The 23608-nt window shown below is 71.3% G+C and carries 12 protein-coding genes; 7 read left to right on the top strand and 5 right to left on the bottom strand.

Annotated features, from left to right (window positions below; translation table 11 throughout):
• Positions 1-49 precede the first annotated feature (49 nt).
• Complete coding sequence (locus NUM_RS24560; protein WP_207127292.1) at positions 50-1684, top strand: ABC-F family ATP-binding cassette domain-containing protein; 1635 nt, start codon at positions 50-52, stop codon at positions 1682-1684.
• 99 nt (positions 1685-1783) lie between these two features.
• Here NUM_RS24560 and NUM_RS24555 read toward each other — a convergent pair whose 3' ends face one another.
• On the bottom strand, positions 1784-2569 hold the full coding sequence (locus tag NUM_RS24555; RefSeq protein WP_207127291.1) for a MerR family transcriptional regulator: 786 nt from the start codon (positions 2567-2569) through the stop codon (positions 1784-1786).
• Positions 2570-2688: 119 nt separating this feature from the next.
• The gene (locus tag NUM_RS24550; protein ID WP_207127289.1) at positions 2689-3810 is read right to left on the bottom strand and encodes a serine hydrolase domain-containing protein; all 1122 of its coding nucleotides are present in this window, start codon (positions 3808-3810) and stop codon (positions 2689-2691) included.
• 173 nt (positions 3811-3983) lie between these two features.
• Between NUM_RS24550 and NUM_RS24545 the strand changes: the two genes are divergently transcribed.
• Together NUM_RS24545 and NUM_RS24540 are read left to right on the top strand one after the other, a co-directional pair.
• Positions 3984-4946 (top strand): zinc-binding dehydrogenase, encoded by a 963-nt coding sequence (locus NUM_RS24545; protein WP_207127287.1) that lies wholly within the window; start codon positions 3984-3986, stop codon positions 4944-4946.
• A 4-nt stretch (positions 4947-4950) separates the two neighbouring features.
• Positions 4951-5970 (top strand): zinc-binding dehydrogenase, encoded by a 1020-nt coding sequence (locus NUM_RS24540; RefSeq protein WP_207127285.1) that lies wholly within the window; start codon positions 4951-4953, stop codon positions 5968-5970.
• A 112-nt stretch (positions 5971-6082) separates the two neighbouring features.
• On the opposite strand, the gene NUM_RS24535 is transcribed toward NUM_RS24540, so the two are convergent.
• Entirely contained in the window at positions 6083-8623 is a 2541-nt protein-coding gene (locus NUM_RS24535; protein ID WP_207127283.1) for a DEAD/DEAH box helicase, read from the bottom strand.
• A 337-nt stretch (positions 8624-8960) separates the two neighbouring features.
• Here NUM_RS24535 and NUM_RS24530 point away from each other — a divergent pair, with 337 nt between their 5' ends.
• The 4 genes from NUM_RS24530 to NUM_RS24515 all read left to right on the top strand — a co-directional run bounded on the left by NUM_RS24530 (position 8961) and on the right by NUM_RS24515 (position 19826).
• Positions 8961-12068: an FG-GAP-like repeat-containing protein gene (locus tag NUM_RS24530; RefSeq protein WP_207127282.1), complete on the top strand. Its 3108-nt coding sequence runs from the start codon at positions 8961-8963 to the stop codon at positions 12066-12068.
• Positions 12069-12214: 146 nt separating this feature from the next.
• The gene (locus NUM_RS24525; protein WP_207127281.1) at positions 12215-15364 is read left to right on the top strand and encodes an FG-GAP repeat domain-containing protein; all 3150 of its coding nucleotides are present in this window, start codon (positions 12215-12217) and stop codon (positions 15362-15364) included.
• A gap of 97 nt (positions 15365-15461) precedes the next feature.
• Positions 15462-18602, top strand: coding sequence for an FG-GAP-like repeat-containing protein (locus NUM_RS24520; protein ID WP_207127280.1), 3141 nt, complete (start codon positions 15462-15464; stop codon positions 18600-18602).
• 42 nt (positions 18603-18644) lie between these two features.
• Complete coding sequence (locus NUM_RS24515) at positions 18645-19826, top strand: hypothetical protein (protein ID WP_207127279.1); 1182 nt, start codon at positions 18645-18647, stop codon at positions 19824-19826.
• Between the two features lie 78 nt (positions 19827-19904).
• Here NUM_RS24515 and NUM_RS24510 read toward each other — a convergent pair whose 3' ends face one another.
• Positions 19905-20087 carry a DUF6104 family protein gene (locus tag NUM_RS24510; RefSeq protein ID WP_207127278.1) on the bottom strand — a complete coding sequence of 61 codons (183 nt, stop codon included), beginning with the start codon at positions 20085-20087 and terminating at the stop codon, positions 19905-19907.
• 65 nt (positions 20088-20152) lie between these two features.
• Positions 20153-23608, bottom strand: a 3456-nt coding sequence (locus NUM_RS24505) for a multifunctional oxoglutarate decarboxylase/oxoglutarate dehydrogenase thiamine pyrophosphate-binding subunit/dihydrolipoyllysine-residue succinyltransferase subunit (RefSeq protein WP_207127277.1), incomplete at its 5' end; no start/stop codon positions are given.

The following is a 23608-nucleotide window of genomic DNA, read 5'->3' as shown; positions in this document are numbered from 1 at the left end:
CAATATCGGTGGCCGGCGGGGACGGGTCGGCAGCTAGCATCGGCGTTCGATGACTGCCACCCTGATCGCCAAGGACCTGTCCGCCGGGCACGGTGACCGCGTGCTGTTCACCGGGCTCGACCTGATCGTCGCGCCCGGCGACGTGGTCGGTCTGGTCGGCGCGAACGGCGCCGGCAAGTCGACGCTGCTGCGGCTGCTGGCCGGCCTGGGTACCGCGGAGTCCGGTGCGGTGTCGCTGAGCCCGCCGACCGCGACCGTCGGGTACCTGCCGCAGGAGCCGGAGCCGCGGCCGGGCGAGACGGTCGAGGAGTTCTTCGGCCGGCGTACCGGGGTGGCCGAGGCGCAGCGCCGGCTGGACGAGACGACCGAGGCGCTGACCGAGGGCCGGCCGGGCGCCGACGAGGCGTACGCGACGGCGCTGGAGCGGTGGCTCGCCCTCGGCGGCGCCGACCTGGCCGAACGGGTCGGTGAGGTCACCGCCGACCTCGGCCTCACCGTCGACCTGGACGTCGAGATGACCACACTGTCCGGTGGGCAGGCGGCGCGGGCCGGGCTCGCGTCGCTGCTGCTGTCGAGGTACGACGTGTTCCTGTTGGACGAGCCGACCAACAACCTGGACCTGGCCGGGCTGGCCCGGCTGGAGCGGTTCGTCACCGAGCTGCGGGCCGGCACCGTACTGGTCAGCCACGACCGCGAGTTCCTCACCCGCACCGTGGACCGGGTCGTCGAGCTCGACCTTGCGCAGCAACAGATCCGTACCTACGGCGGCGGGTACGAGTCCTATGTGGAGGAGCGGGAGCGGGCCAAGCGCCGGGCCCGCCAGGAGTACGAGGAGTACGCCGGCAAGAAGGACGACCTGCTGGCGCGGGCCCGCAAGCAGCGCGCCTGGTCGGACAAGGGTGTCGCGAACGCGACGAAGAAGCAGACCGACCCGGACAAGAACATCAAAGCGTACCGGATCGAGGGCAGCGAGAAGCTCGCCGCGAAGGCGAAGCAGACCGAGCGGGCGATCGAGCGGCTGGAGGTCGTCGAGGAGCCGCGCAAGGAGTGGGAGCTGCGGATGCACATCGCCGCGGCGCCCCGGTCCGGTGCGGTGGTCGCCACCCTGCGCGGCGCGACCGTCCACCGTGGACGGTTCACGCTGGAACCGGTGGACCTGCAGATCGACTGGGCCGACCGGGTCGCGATCACCGGCGCGAACGGCGCCGGCAAGTCGACGCTGCTGGCGTTGCTGCTGGGCCGGCTCGCGCCGGACGCCGGTACCGCGACGCTCGGCCCCGGCGTGGTGGTCGGCGAGGTGGACCAGGCGCGCGAGACGTTCGACACCGCCGAACCGCTGGTCGACGCGTTCGCCGCGGCGTCCGGGCTGCTGCCGGCCGACGCCCGTACCCTGCTGGCGAAGTTCGGGTTGCGCGCCGACCACGTGCTGCGCGCCGCGGACACCCTGTCGCCGGGCGAGCGCACCCGCGCCGGGCTCGCGCTGCTGCAGGCCCGCGGGGTGAACCTGCTCGTCCTGGACGAGCCGACCAACCATCTCGACCTGCCGGCGATCGAGCAGCTCGAATCGGCACTCGCCGGCTACGACGGCACCCTGCTGCTGGTCAGCCACGACCGCCGGCTGCTCGAAGCGGTCCACGTCACCCGCCGCCTCGCCGTCGCGGAAGGCCGCGTCAGCGAACTCTGACCGACCCGAACTCTCACCGGCCCGCCGGCGCGCCGGAACGCACCGGGGAGCCGTCGAACGTCCCGACGACGAGATCGGGCCGCGGCCCGGCCCGAGCCGTCAGTACGGGTCCGGGCCCGGGATGCGGACGCCGGCGGCGCGAAGCTTGTCCTCGACGAGCGCGACCAGCCGGGCCGCGCCCGACGCCAGGGGTTCGCTGTGATCGGCGATCAGCCGGTACCGGGTGGCGGCATCGGTGCGCGCCTGCAGGCCGGTCACGATCTTCAGGTGTTCGGGATGGGCGAGGTAGTGGTCGGCCGTGGCGGTGGCGAGCGCCTCGATGCGGGTGTCGTCCGGTGCCCAGCTCGCGGCCTCCGCGGCGCGCCGGCTCAGCGCGATGAACTGGTCGTCGTGCAGGGCGTGCTCGACGTGGCCGAGGTACTCGTCGAAGCCGTCCGGGACGAGCGCTCTGGCCAGCACCCACCCCTCTTGGGCGGCGGCGACCTCCTCGGCGGTCAGGCCGAGTGCGGACAGCCGTTCCAGCAGCGCCACGGCGCGGTCGGGCAGCAGCGCCCGGTTGCCGTCGGCGAGTCGGTGCAGCATGTCCCGCCGGGCGGCCAACTCCTCGATCCGTTCGGTGAGCTGCCGCTCGACGCCGGCGATGGAGTCGGCGAACCGCTCGGCGTCGGCGTCGAGCAGCGGCCCGATCTCGGCCAGCGGCACGCCCGCACCGGCCAGGGTCCGCACCTGTACCAGCCGGAGCAGGTCGGCCGACCCGTACCGCCGGTAGCCGGAGCTGTCCCGTTCCGGCTCCGCGACCAGGCCGAGCTTGTGATAGTGCCGGACCGTCTTGACGGTGACGTCGGTGAACGCGGCGGCCTGCCCGATCGTGACTCCGTTGCGCATCTGCTCAGCTTGCCTGGCGGCGGCGCTCGGGAGCGGGGCGGGCGGCGAGCCGAACCGGATCGATCGAGCCTGGGGCGGCTCCGGTTCGGCTGCCGGCCGCGTCGACCGGTGCGGCACCGTCAGCTCGCCGCACCGGCCGGCTCGCCGCCGAACACCTCGTCCACGAGCCGCTGGGTCGCCTGCTGGAACGGTACGGCCAGCGACAACGCGGCGTCGTCCACGTAGTTCAGCGAACCGGTCAGGGTCTTGCTGCCGTCCGGGGTGCTGAACATCAGCGCCGCGTGGCCGGCGGCGCCGCCGTTGTGCGTGATCACGGTGCCGCCCGAGCCGGTCTCCTGGACGAACACGCCCAGTCCGTAGCCCATGTTCGGGATGGGCGTCGGGCGTGGCGTGCGCATCTCGGCCAGCAGGTCGGCCGGCAGCAGCGTGCCGCCGCACAGCGCGGAGATGAACGTGTGCAGGTCCCGGGTCGTCGAGATCATGTCACCGCCGCTGGAGATCCAGGACGGGTTCTGCCGGGTGACGTCGACGGTGTGCTGCTCGCCGCCCTCCTCGTACCGGTAGTAGGCGTGGGCGTACGGCTCGGGGAGATCGGTCTGGGTGGTGGGCGCCACGGTGCCGGTCAGCCCGAGCGGCCCGAGGATCAGCCGCTGCATCTCCTCGGCGACCGGGCGGCCGGTGACCTGCTCGATCAGCAGCCGGGCCAGCACGTAGTTGGTGTTCGAGTAGCTCCAGTCGGTACCCGGCTCGAACCGTGCCGGCTTGGACAACGCCAGCCGTACCAACTCCGCCGGCAGGTAGGTGGCGAACCGGTTGTCCACCCACGCCTTGCCCGCGGTGGTCGCGGGGATCCCCGGTACGACCGTGCCGTCGGGGTAGTACTCGCCGGTGAAGTTGAAGACGCCGCTGGTGTGCTGCAGCAGCATCCGTACCGTGATCCGCCCGTCCAGCGCGAACTCGGGCAGGTAGCTGGCCGCCGGGGTGTCCAGGTCGATCCGGCCCTCGGCCACCAGTTGCAGGAGCAGCGTCGCGGTGAACGTCTTGGTGTTGCTGCCGATCCGGACGTGCCCGTCGACGGGCGGCTCGGCCGGCTCGCCGAGCGTGCGCACTCCCGCGCTGCCGGCCCACTCGCCGTGCTCGTCGTGCACCCGCAGCGTCATCCCGGTGATGCCCGACGCGACGATGTCGTCGAGCGCTTTCCGCAGTTCCGGGCGGTCCTGGCCGATCTGGGTGGTGGACATGGTGTCTCCTCGTGCTCGGTCGGCTCGATGCGGCGCCGCGGTGCGGCGTACCGATGGCCGGAGCGTGCACCCTGACCCAAGGTCAACCTCAAGCATGATCCACGCCACCTGCTTGACTTGAAGTCAGCTTCATGTTCGAGACTCTTCCCGGGACGACCGAGGGGAGTGTTCGGATGTTGGTGGCGGAGGCGGCGCGGTTCGGCGGGCCGGACGTACTGGTGGGCCGGGAGGCGGCCGATCCGGTCGCCGGACCGGGGCAGGTGGTGGTCGAGGTCGCCGCGATCGACGTGCTGTACGTCGAGGCGCAGGTGCGGTCCGGCTGGGGCCAGCAGTGGTTCCCGGTGACCCCGCCGTACGTGCCGGGCGACGGGGTCGCGGGCACCGTGCTCGCGGTCGGCGACGGCGTCGGTGACGACTGGTTGGGGCGCCGGGTGGTCGGCTACACCGGCAGCGTCAACGCGTACGCCCAGCGTGCCGTGGTCGCCGTCGACCAGCTGGCGCCGGTACCGGACGAGTTGGAGCTGGTCGACGCGGCGGCGCTGTCGCACGACGGGCCGATGGCGTTGACCCTGCTGCACACCGCGGCGGTACGGGCGGACGAGTCGGTGCTGGTGCTCGGCGCGAACGGTGGTGCCGGCCTGCTCGCGGTGCAGCTGGCCGCCGCGGCCGGTGCCCGGGTGATCGGCGCCGCGCGCGGCGAGCGCAAGCAGGACCTGGTGCGGCAGGCCGGCGCCGGCACGGTACTGGACCCGGGCGAGCCGGGCTGGTCGGCCCGGCTGCGCGAGGCGGGCGGTGTGGACGTGGTGTTCGACGGGGTCGGCGGCGAGATCGGTACGGCGGCGTTCGACACCGTTCGCCGCGGCGGCCGGTTCTTCGGCTACGGGGCGCCGACCGGCGAGTTCGCCGCGGTCGCCGAGGCGGAGGCGGCGCGGCGCGGCATCACCCGGTACGGCATCGGGGAGCTGTCGCAGGCCCGCTACGACGTGACTTCCCTTGCTGCCCAGGCATTCCAGGCGGCGGTCGAGGGGCGGCTGCGGCCGGTGATCGGCCGCGTCTTCCGGCTGAGCGACGCCGCGGCGGCGCACGCCGCGACCGAGTCCCGTTCGGTACTCGGCAAGATCCTGCTGCAACCGTGAGCGGATGGGCTCGGATCTGGGCCGCTGGCGGCGATCCGGCTACGTGGCGGTACCGGGGCGGGACGACTCGACGGCGGCGAAGGAGCGGATGATGCTGGTGGTACAGGCGACCCGGTTCGGCGGGCCGGACGTGCTGGTGGCGCACCAGGTGCCGGGGCCGATGGTCGGTGCGGGCGAGGTGCTGGTCCAGGTCGCCGCGATCGACACGATGGTGATCGAGACGCGGATCCGGGCCGGCCAGGCGCGGGACTGGTTCCCGGTGACCCCGCCGTACGTGCCGGGCGGCGCGCTCACCGGCACCGTCGCGGCCGTCGGCGCCGACGTCGACCCGGGGCTGCGGGGTCGCCGGGTCGCCGCGTACGTGGCCGGCTCGTACGCCGAGCAGGTGGTGGCGCCGGCCGCCGAGCTGATCGACGTACCGGACGCGCTGGACCTGCGCGAGTCCGCGGCGCTGTCGTACGACGGGCCGACCGCGCTGGCGCTGGCGGAGCTGGCCGGCCTCAAGCCGGACCAGCGGGTCGTGGTCGTCGGCGGTACCGGCGGCGCGGCGATCCTGCTCGTCCAGCTGGCGCGCGCGGCCGGCGCGCACGTGCTGGCGACCGCACGCGGGCAGGTGAAGCTCGACCTGGTCCGGCGGCTGGGCGCCGACGAGGCGGTCGACACCGGCGCCGCCGACTGGCCGTCGCTGCGCGCCGACGTGGTGTTCGACGGGGTGGGCGGCGCGGTCGGGACGGCCGCCGTCGCAGCGGTCGCCGCCGGTGGCACGTTCCTCGGCTACGGCGCCGCCACCGCCGGCGGGTTCGCCACCGTCGACGGCTCGCGCGAGCTGACCAGCTACGGCATCGGCGACCTCCGGTTCGGGCCGGCCCGGCAGCGGGAGCTGCTCGCCCGCGCGTTCGCCGCCGCGGTCGAGGGGTCCATCGTGCCGGTCATCGGGCAGACGTTCCCGCTGGCGCACGCCGGGCAGGCGCACACCGCGATCGAACGCCGCGCCGTCACCGGCAAGACGCTTCTGTTGCCCTGACGGCGCCCCGGCGGCCCGATCCTGCGCCGCGCCGCCACCGCGAGCCGGGATGCCCCGGCGAGCCGTGCCGCCACCGCGCGGCCCGGTCACCGCCGGGCGCGGGGTGCCGGGGTCAGTAACCGAGGCGGCGGACGCCGGTGACCCGCACGACCGCGGTACCGGCCTCGTCCGAGGCGGGCAGGTCGACCTCGGCGTCGATGGACCAGTCGTGGTCGCCGGCCGGGTCGTCCAGCACCTGGCGCACCAGCCACCGCTGCGGCTGCTGCTCGATCTGCAGCAGCTTCGGGCCGCGCGCGTCCGGGCCGGTGCCGATCTCGTCGTGCTCGGCGTAGTAGCCCGCCAGCGCGTCGGCCCACGCGTCGGCGTCGAACCCCTGCTCGGCGTCCAGCTCGCCGAGCCGGTCGTACCGGCGCAGCGCGGCCAGTTCGACCCGGCGGAACAGCGCGTTGCGCACGAGAACCCGGAACGCGCGCACGTTCGCGGTCACCGCCGGCGGCTTGTCGTCCACAGTGGACTGCTCCGGCACCGCGTCCGGGTGGGTCAGCTTCTCCCACTCGTCCAGCAGGCTGGAGTCGACCTGCCGGACCAGCTCGCCGAGCCACTCCACCAGGTCGGTCAGCTCCTCGGTACGGGCCGAGTCCGGCACCGTCTGCTTCAACGCCTTGTACGCGTCGGCCAGGTAGCGCAGCAGCACGCCCTCCGAGCGGGCCAGCTTGTAGGCGCCGATGTACTCGGTGAAGGTCATCGCCTTCTCGTACATGTCACGCACCACCGACTTCGGCGACAGCTCGTGGTCGCGGACCCAGGGGTGGCCCTTGGCGTACGCCTCGTAGGTGACGTCGAGCAGGTCGGCCAGCGGCTTGGGCCAGGTGACCTGCTCCAGCCGCTCCATCCGCTCGTCGTACTCGACGCCGTCGGCCTTCATCGCGTCGACCGCCTCGCCGCGCGCCGCGAACTGCTGCGCGGACAGTACCTGCCGGGGATCGTCCAGAGTGGACTCGATCACCGACACCACGTCCAGCGGGTAGGACGGCGACTCGCGGTCGAGCACCTCCAGGGCCGCGAGCGCGAACGGCGACAGCGGCTGGTTCAGCGCGAAGTCGGCCTGCAGGTCGATCGTGACCCGGATGGTGTCGCCGTACTCGTCCGGCTCGTCCAGTTCCTCGACCACGCCGCCGGCCCGCAGCGCCCGGTAGATCGCGATCGTCCGGCGGATGTGCTTCAGCTGCGCGGTACGGGTCTCGTGGTTGTCCTCCAGCAGGTGCCGCATCGATAGGAACGGCTCGCCGCCGCGGTCGATGACGTTGAGCAGCATCGCGTGGCTGACCCGGAACTGCGAGCTGAGCGGCTCCGGCTCGGCCGCCACCAGCCGCTCGAACGTCGCCTTCGTCCACGACACGGTGCCCGGCGCCGGCTTCTTGCGCACCACCTTGCGCCGCTTCTTCTCGTCGTTGCCGGCCTTGCGCAACGCCTTCTCGTTCTCGATCACGTGGTCCGGCGCCTCGACCACGACCGTACCGGCGGTGTCGTAGCCGGCCCGGCCCGCCCGCCCGGCGATCTGGTGGAACTCGCGGGCGTTGAGCTGGCGCATCCGCACCCCGTCGAACTTGGTCAGCCCGGAGAAGATCACCGTCCGGATCGGCACGTTGATGCCGACGCCGAGGGTGTCGGTACCGCAGATCACCTTCAGCAGCCCGGCCTGCGCCAGCAACTCCACCAGCCGGCGGTACTTGGGCAGCATGCCGGCGTGGTGCACGCCGATCCCGTGCCGCACCAACCTGGACAGTGTCTTGCCGAACCCGGCGGCGAACCGGAAGTCGCCGATCAGCTGGCCGATCGCCTCCTTCTCCGCCTTGCTGCTCACGTTCGTACTCATCAGCGCCTGGGCGCGTTCCAGCGCCGCCGCCTGGGTGAAGTGCACGACGTAGATCGGCGCCTGGTGCTCCTCCAGCAGCAACTCCAGCGTCTCGTGCAGCGGCGTCGTCACGTACTCGAAGGTCAACGGCACCGGGCGCTCCGCCGAGCTGACCACGGTGGTGGTGCGGCCGGTGCGCCGGGTCAGGTCCGCCTCGAACTTCGACACGTCGCCGAGGGTCGCGGACATCAGCAGGAACTGCGCCTTGCGCAGCTCGATCAGCGGTACCTGCCAGGCCCAACCGCGGTCCGGGTCGGCGTAGAAGTGGAACTCGTCCATCACCACCTGGTCGACGTCGGCGTCGGAACCGTCCCGCAGCGCCAGGTTCGCCAGGATCTCCGCGGTGCAGCAGATGATCGGCGCGGTCGGGTTGACGCTCGCGTCGCCGGTGAGCATGCCGACGTTCGCCGGCCCGAAGGTGTCGCACAGCGCGAAGAACTTCTCGCTCACCAGCGCCTTGATCGGCGCCGTGTAGAAGGTCCGGCCGCGGCGCTGCCCGCCGGCGCGGCCGCTGGTGGCGACCCCGGCCAGCGCGGCGAAGTGCGCGCCGACCGCGACGAGGCTCTTGCCCGAGCCGGTCGGCGTGGACAGGATCACGTTCGAGCCGGACACCAGCTCGATCAGCGCCTCCTGCTGCGCCGGGTACAGCGTGAGGCCCTGCTCGCCGACCCAGCCCTCGAACGCCTCGTAGACAGCGTCCGGCTCCGCGCTGCCGGGTACCAGGTCGGTCAGTGTCACGCTCGCTCCGTTTCGTGGTGCTGGGTCGTCTTCGTGGTGCAGGGTCGCCGTCGTCCTACTCGGTCACGGTGGCGGTTCCGGACTGCCGTGGTGGTGCCGGGTCGCCGTGGTCGTTTCGGGTCGCCGTGGTCAGCGGGCCGGGCTGGGCTGCCCCGACCGTACGCGTCGTGCCGGACCCACCGCGCCGGCGCCGTGTTGTACAACGCCCGGCGCGGTGCGGCATTCCCAGCCTTGACGACAAATGGTGCACAACGGTAGTCGACCGGCCACTCCCTGTCCCCAAAACGTCCGCCGGTGGTGCTATCGTTCCTCGACTTTTCCCCTGGGAGCTGACGACGTGCTTACGCGTTCCCGTAAGGCTTTTCGGGCATTTCTCGCCACCAGCATCACCGCGGTCCTCACCGCCACCCTCGTCTCCGCCGTACCCACCACCGCCTCCGCCGCGACCCCGACCGAGATCGCCACCTTCCCGGCGGACTCGCCGGGCGTCACCGCACCGGACACGGTCGTGTTCGCCGGTGCGACCGGGTTGTTGCACCACCGCGTCGGTGGTGCTGCCCTGACCTGGACTGACTACGGCACCGGTACCAGCCGACCGGCGCCGGCGCTCGACGGTGTGGCACCAGCGACCATCCACCCCGGCGGTGGCGACCACATCGCCGTGTACGGGACGGCAACGGGCGGAACCGTCGCGGTCGGCGTGCCCGGCAGCGCGTCGCTGACCAGCCGGGCAGTGCCCGACGGGTACCAGGTCGTCGCGGTCGGGGCCGACGGCACCCGCGCGGTGGTCTTCGCAGCCGGTGGCTCGGCGCCACCGTCGATGAAGCTGCTCGACCTGTCGACCGGGGCGCTCAGCGACATCGGTGGCGTGCCGAGCACCGTCGTCTTCGACTCGGCGGTGCGGGCGGACGGCGCCGACCACGTCCTGCTGTCCTATCGGACCGACCGCACCGCCACCACCGTCCAGCACCTGCTGCTCGATCTGACCGCCGACACCGGGTCCCCGGTGTCGGGCCTGCCCGCGTCGAGCACGGTCACGATGACCCCGGAGGTCATCGCCTGGCCCGTGGCCACCGCGGACGGCCAGCCGGCCGTCGCCGTCCTGCGGCAGAGCACGGTGCTGGCCGGTGGCAGCCAGGATCCGGTCGTGGTGCCGATCCCGGCCAACCCGAGCTACGAATGGCTACCGGACGGCGATCACCTCGTCGCGGCCCCGGCCGCGGCCGCGAACACGCCTCCCGCCGGTCCGGTTCTGGACATCCCGTTCGACGGGACGGCGTCGCACACGCTGCTTCCGGCGCGGGTGTCGATGCTGGTGCAGGCCGCCGACGGCAGCGTCGTGGTGGCGGGCGGTGCGAGCGCCGCGAGCGCGGCGGTGCACCGGTTCGTACCGGCGGACTCCGGTGCGCTCGCCGACGAGACGGTGCTGGCGCCGGCGGCGGTGCAGTCGAGCAACGCCGGTCTCGTGATGGCGCACGGCAACCTGCGCCACGTCGAGAGCTACCCGACCGTGACCGGTCAGGTCCGGATGCGGTTGTACAACCACGGGGTGGCGCCGGACGCGGACCCGACCGGTGCCCCTTACGGGCCGGTCGACGGTGGGCTGCTGCCGCTGACGACCCAGCCGTGCGCGACCGACCAGACCTGCGTGCGTGGCGTCGACGGTGCGGCCGGCGGCATCACCGTGATCGACGCGGGTACGCAGGGCAACAGCAGCGTCTTCAACCTGTACGACGCCGCTGTCACCGGCACCTCCTACTTCCTCGGCAAGGCCGACGCCCGGGTCGTGGACGCGTCCCGCGACTGGGTGGTGGTGGACAGTGCGTCGACCGGCAACCAGTACGTGCTCGACCCGGCCGCGAACGCGCTGGTGTCCACCGCGCCGAGCACCGGCGCCGCGCTCTGGCAGAACCTGCTCTACCGCGCCACGGCCTCCAACGTCGTCACCGAGTACGAGCTGTCGCCGACCGCCGAACCTCGCCTCGTACGGAGGATCCAGGTCGGTGCGCCCTGCCAGCCCGACGAGGTGCAGGTGACCCAGCACTGGCTGTACTGGTCCTGCGCCGGTGTCGCCGGGATCCGCGACCTGACCGGCAACGTCGCGTTCGCCGTCCCGCCCGGCCCGGCCGAGCTGGGGGACGGCTTCCTGGTGCAGCAGGATTCCCTTGGGCTGCAACTGATCGACGTGCACACGGAGGCCGCGGCGCAGCCGGTCCGGTTGGCGAGCCTGCCGGCAGGCGCGCTGTCCGACGACCGCAACGTAGGTTGGACGGTGGACCGGTACAGCGGTGACGTCGCCTACGTGTCCGCCGACGATTCGGTGCACGTGCTCGCCACCGAGGTACCCGCCTCGCCGCCGACCGGCAGCGCCGTGAGCCGCGACTTCACCTCGCCCCGCGAGTCGTACCCGTGGACGTCGCAGGCGACGTTCGACCGCCCGGTGTCCGGCTGGAAGGTGACGCTGACCCGCAAGGCGACCGGCGAGGTCCTCTTCACCGAGGCCGGCGGGGCCACCCGCCAGCTCGCCAGTGCCTCCTGGGACGGGAAGCTCCCCGACGGGTCCTACGCGCCGAACGGCGACTACCGCTTCCAGTGGTATGGCACGGTCGACGGCACGTCGATGCCCTTCACCGGTGCCTCCGGCACGATGCAGGTGCTGTGCGGTGCTCGGGTGTTCCGCGACTACTACTGCGCCGGCTCCGGCGGGCTGATGCGCGACGACACGACGAACTACGACGCCGGCCTGGAGCTCGGTGCCAGCGACGGCGGGCTGCACGCCGGGCCCTCCACGTCCTACTGGCCGCTGGGCGCAGGCGGTTACTCGATGCTCATTCCGTTCGGCGACCTCAACGGCGACGGTCACGACGATCTGCTGGTACGCAACAATTCCGGCGAGGTAGGCGGTTACCTCGGCGACGGCGGCGGCTACTTCGAGCGCGGCGTCAGCGAGCACGTGACGATCGGTTCCGGGTACGGCGGGTTCACGGCGATCGTGTCGACGGGTGATCTGAACGGCGACGGCATCGACGACCTGGTGGTGCGCAACAGCGCCGGGGTGCTGTACTTCAAGGCGGGCACCGGGAAGTCGCAGTTCAAGCCGGGGGTGCGGTTCACGGCCGGGTGGAACAAGTACGTGAAGCTGATCGGTGCGGGTGATCTCGATGGCGATGGCTGCGGGGATCTGCTCGCGGTCGACGGTGACGGGGTGATGTGGTTCTACCGCGGCACCAAGGATGGCAAGTTCGCCACGAAGGTGCGGATCGGTGCCGGGTGGGCGAAGTACAACGCGGTCATCGGGGTCGGTGACATCACCGGCGACGGCATCCCGGACCTGATCGCTCGTGACTCGGCCGGCACGATCTGGCGCTACGACGGCACCGGCCACGCGACCTGGTCGACCAAGGCGCAGATCGCCACCGGCTGGTCGAAGTACGCGCTGTTCTGATCGCGGATCGCGGCCGCCGCCCAGCCCCGGGCGACGGCCGCGGTTCACCCGCTCCGAACCGGGCTCCCTCGCCCGATTCGAGGCGCTGTCTCGGCTCTACGACGTCGGGGCCGCGAGACCGCGGCCTCGGGTAAGGAAACCGCACCGTGATCCCCAGCCCCCGCAAGGCTTTCCGCTGGCTCGCGGCCGGCTCCGCGGCACTCGTCGCGGCGGCCACGCTGGCCGGTACGCCGGCGGCCGCGATGCCGGCCGCCGCACCCGCCGGTGCCGCCGCACCTGCCGAGGTCGCCGTCGTACCGCCGGACGCCTCGGACGTGTCCGCCACCGACTCGATCCTGTTCGCCGGCGCCACCGGCTTCGCCCACGTCCAACAGGGCGTCGACGGCATCCGGTGGACCGACTACGCGACCGGCGCCTCGCACCCGATGCCGGCACTGGACGGCGTGGCCGCCGACCGGATCCACTTCGGCGGCGGCGACCACGTCGCCGTGTTCCACGCCGGCTACTTCGGCGTTCCGATCCAGGTTGCCGACCCGGACAGCCAGACGCTGACGACCTACCGGAGCCCGCCGGACTTCGCGCCGGAAGGCGTCGGCGCCGACGGCACCACGGCGATCGGTGGTGTCCGGACCGAGGGTGAGCCGAGGTACCAGCTGCTGGACCTGGCGACCGGCAAGCTCTCGCACATCGCCGGCCTGCCCGCGCAGTTCTGGGGGGTGGTGAACACGAAGGTGCTGGTGGACGGCGAGAACCATGCCGTGCTGCCGTACCGGACGGCACAGGACGAAGCGCTCTACGCGTTGGTCGACCTGCACACCGGTCAGTCGACCACCGTGCATGGCATCCCGTCCAGTGTCAGCCCTGCCCCGGAGATCGCGCTCACGGCCACGGAGCTGTCCTGGACGGTCAGCACCGACGTCGGTCCGGCGGTCGGTGTGGTGCAGCAGGCCGCAGTGCTTGCGGGGGAGGAGCCGGAGCCGGCGATCATTCCGGTGCCGAGCGACAAGCAGCGCTCCTGGGTTCCGGTCGGCAACCACCTGTTGCGGCCCGACGACGACTGGCCGGTCTCCGGGCCGCTGCTGGACATCGACGCCGCCAGCCCGCAACCCGCCACCCGGCTCGCCGTCCGGTCGGTCGGGCCGGTACTGGCCGCCGACGGCAGCGTGCTGGCGGTCGGCGGCGCCGACGGTACGCACGCGGGCGTGCACCGCTACATCGATGCCGGGGGCGGGAGCCTGGCCGACGACACGGTGGTGGCGCTGCCGCCGCTGCAGCCGACCGGTACCGCGGGAATCTCGATGGCGCGCGGGAACCTGCGGCACATCGAGGCGTTCCCGGCGTTCGGCGGCGGCACCGAGTTCCGGCTGTTCAACCACGGCCTGACCGCCGACGGCGACCCGACCGGCAGCCCGTACGGCGCGGTGGTCGGCGGCGCGCTGCCGGCGACCACGAACCGGTGCCAGGACGGCGTCGCGTGCGTGCGGAGCGTGGACGGCAACAAGTGGGGCGTGGCGTTCGTGGGGTCCGCCGACGGGAAGAGCACCGTCTACGGCCAGGTCGACGACGCCGACTGGCCCCCCCGAGACAAGACCCTCGACGTACCGGACGCCACGCTGGTCGACGCCTCCCGCAACGACGTGCTGGTGACCAGCGCGTCGACCGGCCAGCAGTACGTGGTCGACCTCGGGTACCTGTCGGTCGTGGCGACCGGGCCGGCCACCGGCGCCGCGCTGTGGGACAGCCGGTTGTGGCAGGCGACCGGCGCCGGCGTGATCACCGAGTCGACCCTCAGCCGTACCGACGCCACCGTGACGCGCACGATCCGCACCGGCTCCGGCTGCCAGGCCGACGAACTCCAGGTGACCCAGCACTTCCTGTACTGGTCCTGTGGCGGCGACAGCGCGGGCGTCTACGACCTGACCAGCGACGTGTCGTTCCGGGTGCCGGCCGGCACGGCACTGCTCGGCGACGGGTACCTGGTGCTGCGCAACGCGGATTCGTTGCAGCTGGTGGACATCCACACCGACGCCGCCGCTCCGGCGCAGCGGCTCGCCGCGCTGCCCGCGTCGAACGTCGCCGACGACCGCAACATCGCCTGGACCGTCGACCGCTACAGCGGCCAGGTCGCCTACGTGTCCGCGGACGGCTCGGTGCACGTGCTGACCACCGGCGTACCGGGCTCCCCGGTCACCGCCGTCGGCGGCGACGGCATCACCCACGACGTCTATCCCCGCAGCCCGGACAAGGGCGGCTGGTCCGAGTCGCTGCAGCTGGACCGTCCGGTCGACAGTTGGCGGGTCACGTTCTCCCTGCCCGGTGTCGACACCGTCGAGTACAGCGTGTCCGGGGGTGCGACCCGGCAGAACGTCACGGCGAGCTGGAACGGCCTGCGCGCCGACGGATCGATGCCGCCGAGCGGCCGGTACCGCTGGCAGTGGTACGCCACGGTCGGCGGCGTCGAGTTCCCGGTGCAGGGCGGCAGCGGAAAGGTGTGGGTGGAGTGCGGAACCACGCTGTTCCGCACCTACGACTGCCTGAACGACGCCGCGGTCATGAAGGTCGACAAGACGACGTTCCACACGGTGTGGCGGCGCGGCACGGGCGACGGGAAGCTGCACGAAGCGGGCGGGCGCTACGACTACACGGTGTGGCCGCTGGGCGCGGGCGGCTACTCGATGATCATCCCGTTCGGTGACCTCGACGGCGATGGCCTGAACGATCTGTTGGTACGCAACAACTCCGGCGAGGTGGGCGGCTACCTCGGCGGGAGCGCCAGCTACTTCGAGCGCGGCGTCAGCAAGCACGTGACGATTGGGTCGGGGTATGGGGGGTTCACGGCGATCGTGTCGACGGGTGATCTGAATGACGACGGTGTCGACGATCTGGTGGTGCGCAACAGTGCCGGAGTGCTGTACTTCAAGGCCGGTACGGGTAAGTCGCAGTTCAAGCCGGGGGTGCGGTTCACGGCCGGGTGGAACAAGTACGTGAAGCTGATCGGGGTCGGTGATGTGGACGGCGACGGCTGTGGCGACCTGATGGCCGTCGACGGCGACGGGGTGATGTGGTTCTACCGCGGCACCAAGGACGGCAAGTTCGCCACGAAGGTGCGGATCGGTGCCGGGTGGGCGAAGTACAACAGCATCATCGGCATCGGTGACATCACCGGTGACGCGATCCCGGACCTGATCGCCCGCGATTCGGCCGGCACGGTCTGGCGCTACGACGGCACCGGCCACGCGACCTGGTCGACCAAGACCCAGATCACCACCGGCTGGTCCAACTACGCCATGTTCTGACCGTTCCACGCCTGTTACTCCACAGTGGAGCGACGGGTCGGCGCCATCGTTGCCCGGTGGTGCCACTTTCCTCGACCCGAAGCTGGGAGCTGGTGCCGTGATCACCCGTCCTCGCAAGGTGTTGCGCGTCCTCGTGGCCGCCGGCATCGCCGCGGTACTGGCTACTGCCGGCACCGTGTCCGTACCGACCGGCCCCGCCGCCGCGTCCACCACCCCGACCGAGATCACCGTCGTGCCACCGGGCCTGCCGGACACCCCGACGCGCGACCAGATCTGGTTTGCTGGCGAGACTGGGTTCTTGCATGTGGAGCAGGGATTCGACGGTGTCCTGTGGACGAACTACGCGACCGGCGCCACGCACGGGGTACCCGTTCTCGAAGGGGTCAGGCAGCAGGATGTACATCCCGCTGGCGGCGACGAGTTCGCCGTGTTCGACCCAGACACGCCCGGTGGAACGATCGGACTGGGCCATGCAGACGACACGGCACTCTCCAGCTATCAGGTGCCGGACGGCTACTACGTGACGGCCGTCGGCGATGCCGGCCGTCACGCCGTGGTGATCCGGCCGAGCGTCGCGGAGAGCCCGCCGTCGATGGAGCTGCTGGACATCCCCAACGGGACCGTCAGCCCGCTCGTCGGTTTGCCGGAGGGCAGTGTCCCGGATGCCAATCCGACCACATACGTTCCGGTCGACGGGGCCTCGCACGCGTTGCTGGGCTACGACGTGGACACCTATCCGTGGCAGAGGTATGCGTTGGTCGATCTCGCCACCGGGGTGGCCGTCTCGATCACCGCGATGCAAGGTGTCAATCACGCGACAGAGTTCACCAGAACGGGTGTGGCCTGGAGGCAGGGCGATGCCATCCGGATGCTGACGCAGGAACAGATCCTTGCCGGTGCTGACTCGGCGCCGAAGAGCGTGACCCTTCCCGCCGGAAATCTCTACTGGACGTGGGCTGCGCTGGGCGGTCATCTGGTGGCGGCCGCGCCTCTCGCGGGCGCCGCGGAACGCGGTGATGCGGTGTACGACCTCCCCTTCGACGGGCGTGGCCCTCGCCGGGTGCTTACCGCAGCCATGTCGGGGACGACGCCCGATGCGGGCGGGGGCGTGCTGGTGGCGGGTGGTGCGGATGGTGGACACACCGCGATTCATCGATTCACCCTCGGCGCGGACGGTGAGTTGGTCGATGAGGTCGTCCGGTCGTTGTCCCCGGTGGTTCCGGAGAACGCCGGCATCGCGATGGCTCGCGGCGAGCTGCGCCACTTCGAGTACGTTCCCCGCCTTGGCACCACGAAGACCGATCTGTACCAGTACAACCACGGTATCGCGCCGGCCCCGGATCCCACTGGGGCACCGTACGGTGCAGTCGCCGGTGGCACGCTGCCGGCGGGCACCATCGCCTGTGAACCCGGTCGGCGTTGCGTCCACGCGATGGACGGATACCTGGGCGGTCCGGTCGTTCCAGTCACGGGTGCAGCGGGAACGACGGCGTTCCACGCCCAGGTGAACGGCGCGTCCTCCTGGCCCGACACCGTCCTGCCATTTCCCGATGGTCGGCTGATGGATGTCTCCGAGAGGCTGCTCGCGGTGGCGGACGACGCCGCGGACACGTTGTACGTCGTCGACGGCGGCGGCAAGACGGTGTGGAGCGGTGCACTCGGTGGCACCGCGCTGTGGCACGACACGTTCTGGGAGGCGACCGGGCCCGGCACGATCACGGCCCGGACGGTCTCGTACCGTGGCACGTCGGTCACCCGTACTATCTCGACCGGGTCCGACTGCACGGCCGACGAGGTGCAGGTGGCGCAGCACTGGCTGTACTGGTCGTGCGGCGGCACGGCCGGCGTGTACGACCTGACCACGGATGCGGCGTTCTCGGTGCCGACCGGGAAGGCGTTGCTGGGGGACGGCTACCTGGTGTTCCGGGACGCCGATTCGCTGGACTTCGTGGACGTGCACCAGGACAGTGCGGCGCCGAAGCAACGGCTGGCTTCGATGCCGGCCTCGACGTTGGCCGACGACCGCGGCGTCGACTGGGCGGTCGACCGGTTCAGCGGCACCGTCGGCTACGTCGCGGCGGACGACTCGGTGCACGTGCTGTCGACCGGGGTGCCCGGATCGCCGTTGGTGGGAACCGGCGCGGGGGAGTACTCGTACCAGCCGGGTTCGGAAGGTCAGCCGTCCTGGGGACACGAGGTCGACCTCGACCGGCCGGTGGACAGCTGGCGAGTCACGGTCGTGCGCGCCGCCACTGGTCAGACGGTCTTCACGCAGACCGGTGGTCCGACCCGACGCCGAGTGCAGCCGGACTGGGACTGGAAGCTGCCCGACGGTTCGCCGGCGCCCGACGGCACGTACTACTCCCACGTCTCGGCGACCATCGACGGGACGACAGTGTCGGACGTGCCGGGCACCTCGGAGACACTGCACCTGCGCTGCACGACGCCGCTGTACCGGGACTACGAGTGCGACGGCATCGGCGGGTCGGTGCTGGCGATCGACAAGACCGACCCATCGTTCACGGCGAGCTGGTGGTCCGGGCACGGTGACGGAAAGCTGCACAAGAACCTCAGCGAGGCGTACTGGCCGTTGGGCAAGGGCGGCTACTCGATGATCATCCCGTTCGGTGACCTCGACGGCGATGGCCTGAACGATCTGTTGGTACGCAACAACTCCGGCGACGTCGGTGGCTACCTCGGTGACGTAGATGAAGGCAACTACTTCGCTCGCGGCGTGAGCAAGCACGTGACGATTGGGTCGGGGTATGGGGGGTTCACGGCGATCGTGTCGACGGGTGATCTGAATGACGACGGTGTCGACGATCTGGTGGTGCGCAACAGTGCCGGAGTGCTGTACTTCAAGGCCGGTACGGGTAAGTCGCAGTTCAAGCCGGGGGTGCGGTTCACGGCCGGGTGGAACAAGTACGTGAAGCTGATCGGGGTCGGTGATGTGGACGGCGACGGCTGCGGGGATCTGATGGCGGTGGACGGTGACGGGGTGATGTGGTTCTACCGCGGCACCAAGGACGGGAGGTTCGCCACGAAGGTGCGGGTCGGTGCCGGTTGGGCGAAGTACAACGCGGTCATCGGGATTGGTGACATCACCGGTGACGCGGTGCCGGACCTGATCGCTCGCGATTCGGCCGGCACGATCTGGCGCTACGACGGTACCGGGCATGCGACCTGGTCGACCAAGACCCAGATCACCACCGGCTGGTCCAACTACGCCATGTTCTGAACCGGTTGGGGCGCACCGGATCACGCTGGTGAAGGGGGGAGCATGCGGGCTCGACGGCTGACCGGTGCGCTGGTCGCCGGGCTGTTGGTGCTGGCCGGGTGCTCGACCGGCGGATCGGGCGGAGCGTCGCTCAGCATGGCGCAGGTCGCCCGGGCGGTGTCCGCGGACCGGATGCTGCACTGGGTCGGGAGCTGGCGGTGGTCCGACCGTACCGTCGCCGTCGACCTGGACACGCTGGGCAGCGGCGACGGCCTCGGTACCGTCACCGTCGCCGGGCACCGCGCCCGGTTGCTGTTCGGCCAGGGGCGGATGCTCGTCCGCGCCGATGCCGGGTTCTGGCGCGCGTCGGGTGCGAGCAAGGCCGACGCCGCGCGGATGGCCCGCGGTTGGTCGGATGCCGGCGATCCCGAGCTGGTCGACGACCCGCCCCCGTTCGAGGGCCTGCAGCTCGCGATGCTGACGCCCGGCGGGCTCGGCACGCGACTCGGCAACCCGGCCGCCTGCGCACGGCGCCGGGCCGATCGCGCCGCGGCCGGCCGCACCTCGGTACGCACGGGTGCGGCGCGACCGGCCGGCGTGCCGGCGAGCGCGCTGCGGTTCGTGGGGCCGGCCGGCTGCGAACGCGGCGTCTACTGGGTGTCCGCCACCGGGACGCACCAACTCCTCGCCTACCGCGGTCCGGACCAGCCGGCCGCCGACTGGTCCGCAGACCTGATCACCGCGGGTCCGGTCACCGGCACCACCCTGACGGTCCGGGTCGGGTCACTCGCCCAGGCACGCGCCGAGTACCGGGCGGTGACCGCGGTGGCCGACACCGTGCCCGCCACCATCGAGGCCGGGTCCGGCGCGAGAGACGAGATCACCGTCAGCGCGGATCCGGCGAGCGACTCCCAGGCCGGGCCGTGCTTCCACGACGGCTGTGCCCGCCTGGACTTCGTCGTCACGGCGGACGACACCAGCGAAGCCGTCACCGCATCGGTCGCCGTGACGGTACGGCTGACCGCCGACAAGCGGACCGTGGGCGAGTGCCGGCTGCCCACCCACGTACTGCAGCCGTCCGCGCATCACACCTGGCCGTGCCCGATGACCGATGCCAGGCTGCGCGGGCTCGGCTCGTACCGGAATCTCAGCTGGGCTGCCACCTATGCGGGCAGCCTCACCGAGCCGTCGCACGCCGCGGCGCTGGCCAGGGCCGACCGCGCCGCGGCCACCCGGCTCGGTTGACCGGCCGGCGCACCGCACGAGCGGTCGGTTCGGCTGGCCGGCGGGCGCACAGCCGGCGCACCCGAGTGTCGTACCGGGTCAGTCGTCGTCGTCCGGGTCGTCGAGGCGGGCGAGCCAGGTGGCCAGCCGCTCGATCGGTACCTCGAACTCCGGGTTGATGTCGACGAAGTCGCGCAGCCGGTCGGCCACCCACTCCAGCGACACCGACTCCTCGCCGCGCCGCTCGGACAGCTCTTCGATGCCGCGATCCGTGAAGTACATGCTGTCGTTTCCTCTACGCGAAGGCTCCCGCCACCCGAGCGGATGGCGGGAGCCGACGGCCACGGTTACTGCGGGGTCGGCAGCGCGGCCTCGATGAGCGCCTGCTGCTCCCAGCCGTGCACCTTGTTCGAGCCGGCGGCCGGCGCCGCGGCGGCCGGGCGGGAGATGCGGCGCAGCCGCACCCCGTCGAGGTGCTCCAGCAGGTTGAGCGCGATGTGCGACCAGGCGCCCTGGTTCGCCGGCTCGTCCTGCACCCAGACGAAGTCCTCCGCGTTCGGGTACCCGGCCAGCGCGGCCCGGGTCTCCTCGATCGGCAGCGGGTACAGCTGCTCGATGCGGACGATCGCCACGTCGGTCAGGCCGCGCTGCTCGCGCGCCTCCAGCAGGTCGTAGAACACCTTGCCGGAGCAGAGCAGCACCCGCTTCACGCCGTTCGCGTCGAGCGGCTGACCCTTGATGCCCGGGTCGGCCAGCACCGGCTGGAACGTACCGCTGGTGAAGTCGGCGATCGACGACACCGCGAGCTTGTGCCGCAGCAGCACCTTCGGCGTGAACACGATCAGCGGCTTGCGCTTCGGGGTCAGCCCCTGCCGGCGGAGCAGGTGGAAGTAGCTCGCCGGGGTGGTCGGCACCGCCACCCGCATGTTGTCGTCGGCGCACATCTGCAGGTACCGCTCGATGCGGCCGGACGAGTGGTCCGGGCCCTGCCCCTCCAGGCCGTGCGGCAGCAGCAGCGTGACCGAGGTCTGCTGGCCCCACTTGGCCTCACCGGAGGTGATGAACTCGTCGATGATCGACTGGGCGCCGTTGGCGAAGTCGCCGTACTGCGCCTCCCACGCCACCAGCGCGTCCGGCGTCTCGACCGAGTAGCCGTACTCGAAGCCCATCGCGGCGTACTCGCTGAGCAGCGAGTCCTGCACGAAGAACCGGGCCTGGTCGGCGCCGAGGTTGGTCAGCGGGGTGAACTCGGTGCCGGTGTTGGCGTCGACCACCACCGAGTGCCGCTGCACGAACGTGCCGCGGCGCGAGTCCTGACCGGACAGCCGCACGCCGATGCCCTGGGTGAGCAGCGAACCGAACGCGATCAGCTCGCCCATCGCCCAGTCGACGTTGCCGTCGGTGGCCATCGCGATCCGGCGCTTGAGGATCTTCGCCACCCGCGGGTTCGGCACGAACCCGTCCGGCAGCTCCTCGTGGATCCGGCCGATCCGCTCGATGGTCGCCGCGTCGGTCGCGGTGTCGACCACCGGCTCCGGCTCCGGCTCGCGCTTGCGGGGCAACTGCTTGGTGGTCTTGGCGGCCTCCTTGGTCGCCTTGAACACCGTGTCGAGCTGGTCGTGGAAGTCCTTCAGGGCCTCCTCGGCCTCGGCCAGGGTCAGGTCGCCGCGGCCGATCAGCTCCTCGGTGTACAGCTTGCGGACCGAGCGCTTGTTGTCGATGATCTTGTACATCAGCGGCTGCGTCATCGCCGGGTCGTCGCCCTCGTTGTGGCCGCGACGGCGGTAGCAGACCATGTCGATCACGACGTCCTTGTTGAACGTCTGACGGTACTCGAAGGCCAGCCGCGCCACCCGCACGCACGCCTCCGGGTCGTCCCCGTTGACGTGGAAGATCGGCGCCTGGATCATCCGCGCCACGTCGGTGGAGTAGAGCGAGGAGCGGGAGTACTCCGGCGAGGTGGTGAAGCCGACCTGGTTGTTGACCACCACGTGCACGGTGCCGCCGGTGCGGTAGCCGCGCAGCTGGGAGAGGTTCAGGGTCTCGGCCACCACGCCCTGACCGGCGAACGCCGCGTCGCCGTGCACGGCGACCGGGAGCACCGTGTACCCCTCGAGCTTGAGGTCGATGCGGTCCTGCTTGGCCCGGACGATGCCCTCCAGCACCGGGTCGACCGTCTCCAGGTGGCTCGGGTTCGCCGCCACCGAGACGGTGGTCGAGTGCTGCCCGTCCGGCGTGGTGAACTTGCCGACCATGCCCAGGTGGTACTTGACGTCACCGGAGCCCTGTACCGACTTCGGGTCGATGTTGCCCTCGAACTCGCTGAAGATCTTCTCGTACGGCTTGCCGACGATGTTCGCGAGCACGTTGAGCCGGCCGCGGTGCGCCATGCCGATGACGACCTCGTCCATGCCTTCGGTCGCCGAGTCGCGCAGGATCCCGTCCAGCAGCGGGATCAGCGTCTCGCCGCCCTCCAGGCTGAACCGCTTCTGCCCCACGTACTTGGTGGCGAGGAACGTCTCGAACGCTTCGGCCACGTTCAGCCGGCCGAGGATGTGCTTCTGCTCGTCGGTCGACGGGGCGGGCTGCTTCACCTCGACCCGGTCCTGCAGCCAGCGCCGCTCCTCCGGGTCCTGGATGTGCATGTACTCCACGCCGACCCGGCGGCAGTACGAGTCGCGCAGCACCCCGAGGATGTCGCGCAGCTTCATCTTCTGCTTGCCGGCGAACCCACCGACCGGGAACGTCCGGTCCAGGTCCCACAGGGTCAGCCCGTGCTGCAGGATGTCGAGGTTCGGGTTCTTCCGGATGTGGTACTCGAGCGGGTCGGTGTCGGCCATCAGGTGCCCGTGCACGCGATAGGCCTCGATCAGCTCGATGACCCGGGCGTTCTTCTCGATCTGGCCGTCGACGCTGCGCGCGGTGTCGCGCACCCAGCGGACCGGCTCGGTCGGCACCCGCAGCGCGGTGAACACCTCGTCGTAGAAGCCGTCGCCGCCGAGCAGCAGCTCGTGCACCCGCTTCAGGAACTCGCCGGAGACCGCGCCCTGGATGATCCGGTGGTCGTACGTCGAGGTCAGCGTGATGATCTTGCTGATCGCGAGCTTGGACAGCTCCTCGTCGGACATCCCCGCGTACTCGGCCGGGTACTCCATCGCGCCGACGCCGATGATGGTGCCCTGGCCGCCGGTCAGCCGCGGCACCGAGTGCACCGTACCGATGCCGCCCGGGTTGGTCAGCGAGATCGTCGAGCCGGCGTGGTCCTCCATGGTCAGCTCGTTCTTGCGGGCCCGGCGGACGAGGTCCTCGTACGCCACCCAGAACTGCCGGAAGTCCATCGTCTCGGTGTGCTTGATGCTCGGCACGATCAGGGTGCGCGACCCGTCCGGCTTGGCCAGGTCGATCGCCAGCCCGAGGTTGACGTGCTCGGGGGTGACCAGGGTCGGCTTGCCGTCGACCACCGCGTAGGAGTTGTTCATCTCCGGGTAGTCGGCGAGCGCCCGGACCACCGCGAAGCCGATCAGGTGGGTGAAGCTGACCTTGCCGCCGCGGGAGCGGGCCAGGTGGTTGTTGATCACGATGCGGTTGTCGGCCATCAGCTTGGCCGGCACCGCCCGCACGCTGGTCGCGGTCGGGATGGTCAGCGACGCGTCCATGTTGCTGACGATCTTGGCGGCGACGCCGCGGATCGTCTTGCTGGTGGCACCGTCGACCGGCGTCGGCGCGGCCGCGGGCTTGGCGGCGGCCGGCTTCGCGGCGGCCGGCTTCGGCGCGGCACTCGTCGGTGCCGCGGCGCCGGCCGG

Origin of the sequence: Actinocatenispora comari, assembly GCF_017312725.1 — a bacterium.
Taxonomy (GTDB): domain Bacteria; phylum Actinomycetota; class Actinomycetes; order Mycobacteriales; family Micromonosporaceae; genus Actinocatenispora; species Actinocatenispora comari.
This window is presented reverse-complemented; position numbering and strand designations above follow the sequence as displayed.

What these genes read in the sequence shown, in the direction of transcription:
- NUM_RS24560 (WP_207127292.1), top strand. Translation starts at nt 50, where the DNA reads ATGACTGCCACCCTGATCGCCAAGGACCTGTCCGCCGGGCACGGTGAC.
- NUM_RS24555 (WP_207127291.1), bottom strand. Translation starts at nt 2,569, where the DNA reads ATGCGCAACGGAGTCACGATCGGGCAGGCCGCCGCGTTCACCGACGTC.
- NUM_RS24550 (WP_207127289.1), bottom strand. Translation starts at nt 3,810, where the DNA reads ATGTCCACCACCCAGATCGGCCAGGACCGCCCGGAACTGCGGAAAGCG.
- NUM_RS24545 (WP_207127287.1), top strand. Translation starts at nt 3,984, where the DNA reads ATGTTGGTGGCGGAGGCGGCGCGGTTCGGCGGGCCGGACGTACTGGTG.
- NUM_RS24540 (WP_207127285.1), top strand. Translation starts at nt 4,951, where the DNA reads ATGGGCTCGGATCTGGGCCGCTGGCGGCGATCCGGCTACGTGGCGGTA.
- NUM_RS24515 (WP_207127279.1), top strand. Translation starts at nt 18,645, where the DNA reads ATGCGGGCTCGACGGCTGACCGGTGCGCTGGTCGCCGGGCTGTTGGTG.
- NUM_RS24510 (WP_207127278.1), bottom strand. Translation starts at nt 20,087, where the DNA reads ATGTACTTCACGGATCGCGGCATCGAAGAGCTGTCCGAGCGGCGCGGC.